The sequence below is a fragment of the Dysgonomonas sp. ZJ279 genome (assembly GCF_011039205.1).
Lineage (GTDB): Bacteria > Bacteroidota > Bacteroidia > Bacteroidales > Dysgonomonadaceae > Dysgonomonas.
The window spans coordinates 1-3019 of sequence record NZ_JAAKEL010000046.1; the positions used below are offsets into that span (position 1 = coordinate 1).

5 protein-coding genes and 2 pseudogenes are annotated in these 3019 nt (G+C 36.6%); 3 read left to right on the top strand and 4 right to left on the bottom strand.

Translation table 11 applies throughout. The features are described 5' to 3' along the window. Positions 1-58 precede the first annotated feature (58 nt). The 3 genes and pseudogenes from G7Y57_RS18205 to G7Y57_RS17680 all read left to right on the top strand — a co-directional run. Positions 59-520, top strand: a pseudogene (locus G7Y57_RS18205) (chromate transporter); the annotation flags it as partial. A 79-nt stretch (positions 521-599) separates the two neighbouring features. Next, a complete protein-coding gene (locus G7Y57_RS18210) occupies positions 600-899 on the top strand; it encodes a chromate transporter (protein ID WP_370457722.1) in 300 nt (99 codons plus the stop codon). Between the two features lie 60 nt (positions 900-959). Continuing rightward, on the top strand, positions 960-1406 hold the full coding sequence (locus tag G7Y57_RS17680) for a DoxX family protein (protein WP_165027281.1): 447 nt from the start codon (positions 960-962) through the stop codon (positions 1404-1406). A 77-nt stretch (positions 1407-1483) separates the two neighbouring features. Here G7Y57_RS17680 and G7Y57_RS18215 read toward each other — a convergent pair. The 4 genes and pseudogenes from G7Y57_RS18215 to G7Y57_RS17695 all read right to left on the bottom strand — a co-directional run. Continuing rightward, positions 1484-1699, bottom strand: a pseudogene (locus G7Y57_RS18215) (IS982 family transposase); the annotation flags it as partial. 51 nt (positions 1700-1750) lie between these two features. Then, positions 1751-2122, bottom strand: coding sequence for a NifB/NifX family molybdenum-iron cluster-binding protein (locus tag G7Y57_RS17685; protein WP_165027284.1), 372 nt, complete (start codon positions 2120-2122; stop codon positions 1751-1753). Continuing rightward, on the bottom strand, positions 2119-2442 hold the full coding sequence (locus G7Y57_RS17690) for a NifB/NifX family molybdenum-iron cluster-binding protein (protein WP_165027288.1): 324 nt from the start codon (positions 2440-2442) through the stop codon (positions 2119-2121). The genes G7Y57_RS17685 and G7Y57_RS17690 overlap by 4 nt, the downstream gene beginning before the upstream one ends. Then, entirely contained in the window at positions 2439-2843 is a 405-nt protein-coding gene (locus G7Y57_RS17695) for a DUF134 domain-containing protein (protein ID WP_165027291.1), read from the bottom strand. The genes G7Y57_RS17690 and G7Y57_RS17695 overlap by 4 nt, the downstream gene beginning before the upstream one ends. Between the last annotated feature and the right edge of the window lie 176 nt (positions 2844-3019).

A 3019-nucleotide genomic window follows, 5' to 3' on the forward strand; every position in this document is an offset into this window, starting at 1 on the left:
TAAAGGTCTTGTCGTTGCCGGATTATCTTTCATCCTTCCGGCTGTTCTTATTACATCAGTGTTTGCGTGGCTCTATCAACAATATGGTCAATTACCCAATGTCACACCTTTTATATATGGAATAAAGCCTGCCGTAATTGCAATAATTATAGGAGCATTGGTGAGTTTAGGAAAAAAAGCGTTGAAAAATATTGAATTGGGAATTTTAGGAGTTTTGACAGTTATTGCGTGTTTGATGGGTATCAACGAGATAATAGCCCTGCTAGGCTGTGGTGGTGCAGGGCTCATATTATATTATCTGAAAAACATAAAGGCAACCGTAAACAGTTTTGTTCCATTGGCTCTCTTTGTTGGAGTCTCAGGTAATGTGCCTGTCGGAAGTTTAAAAATCTTTCTGCTGTTTTTGAAGATTGGAGCCCTGCTGTATGGTAGTGGCTATGTATTGTTTGCATTTTTAGACGCAGAGTTAGTTGTTAGTGGGTATCTTACCCGTCAGCAGCTTATTGATTCCATTGCTGTGGGACAATTTACACCCGGTCCGGTTCTTTCAACGGCGACATTTATCGGTTGGCAATTAAATAAATGGAGTATGGGGTGCTATGGTGGCAACTATTGGAATATTCTTACCCTCTTTTCTGTTTGTAATTGTATTGAATCCGGTTATTCCCAAACTACGCAAATCGAAACCTATGGCAGCCTTCCTCAATGCTGTAAATATAGCTTCGGTCGCAGTTATACTAGCTGTTTGTCTAGAAATGGGCAAAGAGACATTGACCGATTGGCGTACAATTGTTATAGCTGTTCTAAGCCTGCTTGTAATTTTTGTTTTTAAGAAGATGAACAGTGCATTTATCGTTTTGGGAAGTGCGATTGTAGGTTATCTATTATTCTTAATATAGTATAGGATTTATGTTGAAGTAAGTTTTGGACTTCGCATCCATTGATAAACAAACTAAATTATGAAGAAAATTATACATGCTGTTTTAAAGACAGCACAGGACTACAAGCCATTGATACCACGTATTATTGTAGGGTGGGTATTTTTATCCGAAGGGATACAGAAATACATCTTACCGGAATTAGTAGGAGCCGGACGTTTTGAGAAGATCGGGTTTGCCAACCCTGAGTTCTTGGCTTATTTTGTCGGAACATTTGAGATTATTTGTGGCTTACTTCTATTATTGGGCTTGTTGACTAAGATCGCAACAATTCCTCTTATCATAATTATGTTCACTGCATTAATTACAACTAAATTGCCTGTTTTACTCGATAAAGGATTCTGGGTTATGGCACATGAGTCCCGTACAGACTTTTCGATGACATTACTACTTCTCCTATTACTCATTTATGGTGCAGGAAGGTTTTCATTCGATCATTTTTTCTACAAAAAATTAGATAAAAGATAACCGGCATTCATTGCTTGGATCTTAAGTGAACCCGTAGTGCATTAATCATACAATATAAGTTTTTCAATTATTATTATTTAATTTATGATCTGCATAACTACCAGACCCATAACCTTATAAAATGTTATATTTTTGAAACCATCAAAATTTTGGCATAGTTTCTACGAAATCATAAACTGATCACAGAGCTGAGAGAACAAGGTTTCAATACGTTTTCTTGATTTTCTAAAGATAAAGGCTTAATGTTTATAATTGTATTGATTCTTGTGCATAGGAATCTCTAAGTTGATATTTCTGGTTTCTTCCGGACCAAAGTTATTATCTATTAGAACAGTTACTTCCATTTACGATTCATGATTGCATTGATGCCCCTCTTGGTGATGGTCGCATCCTTCGCCCGAATCAATAATCTTTCCATCCAGAAAATCCTGAACTACCTTCGATGCATTACCCGAACAACCACGATATACTTTAATCCCATGGCCGGTCAACACCTTTAAAGCTCCAGCCCCCATATTACCGGCAAGCATGACAGTCACGCCCTCTTCCTGTAAAAGAGATGCGATATTGCTTTTACATCCGCATCCTTGCGGTGATGGATATAATTCAGCATTTTCGATATTTTTATCGTTGTCTATTGTGAAAACCGAATAGGCCTCACAGTGTCCGAAATGGTCGTCCACAATATTTCCTCTTGTTGGTACAGCAATTTTCATATTATCTGCTTTTTTAATTGATTTATAATTTCGTTGATTGTTTTTGGTGACTGAGGTATTACTATTTGAATATCATTTTCTCTTAAATACACAATAGCTATGGTTCCAAAGCGGCAGGCTACTACTATTCCTACATTTTGTTCTAATAGAAAATAAGCTGCCTTCGCTCCTGCATTTTTCGGGCTTGATGTCGCCGGATTTTCTACAAATATAGCTTCGAGTGTTTCTGTATTATATAAACAAAAATAGCGACATCTCCCAAAACTGCCTGAAACTGTTTGATTCAAATCATTCTCATCCGATGAAATTGCGATTATCATAATTCAGGTTTATTTAAAGTGACAGCAAGTCTCCCGCAAAGTGGACATTTTGCTTCAGAATCATTTTTTAATGTAAAGACTATTTCACAGTCATCGCATTTATACCATTTTGCTATCTCGGTATTTCCTCCTTCAAAGATAATCGGTGAAGCCTCAATAAAAGCTATTGCTATCTTTTTGCGTACACTTTCATAAATACGCGTAAATGTAGGACGAGATATATTCATCAGATTAGCAGCCTCCGCCTGAGATAAATGCTCATAATCGCATAATTTCAAGGCTTCGTATTCTTCAAAATTGATAATAACGGCATCCTTCCTTTTATAAAGCAACCCCAAAGGCTTAAACCCGCTAAAATGAGGAGCCATCTGGATAAATCTGTTTTTCTTTGTACGTGTCATGCTATTCTTCTTATCGCAAATATAATATAAATATCATTATGAACATAAGTTCATAATGATATTATTGAGGTCTCAAACTTTATTTATAGTTGAATCTGAATAACAAGAAGTTCCTTCTCCAGCTTCAGTTGTTTGTACATCGCTACAACATTCATCTGATGGAGTTAGTTCCACAG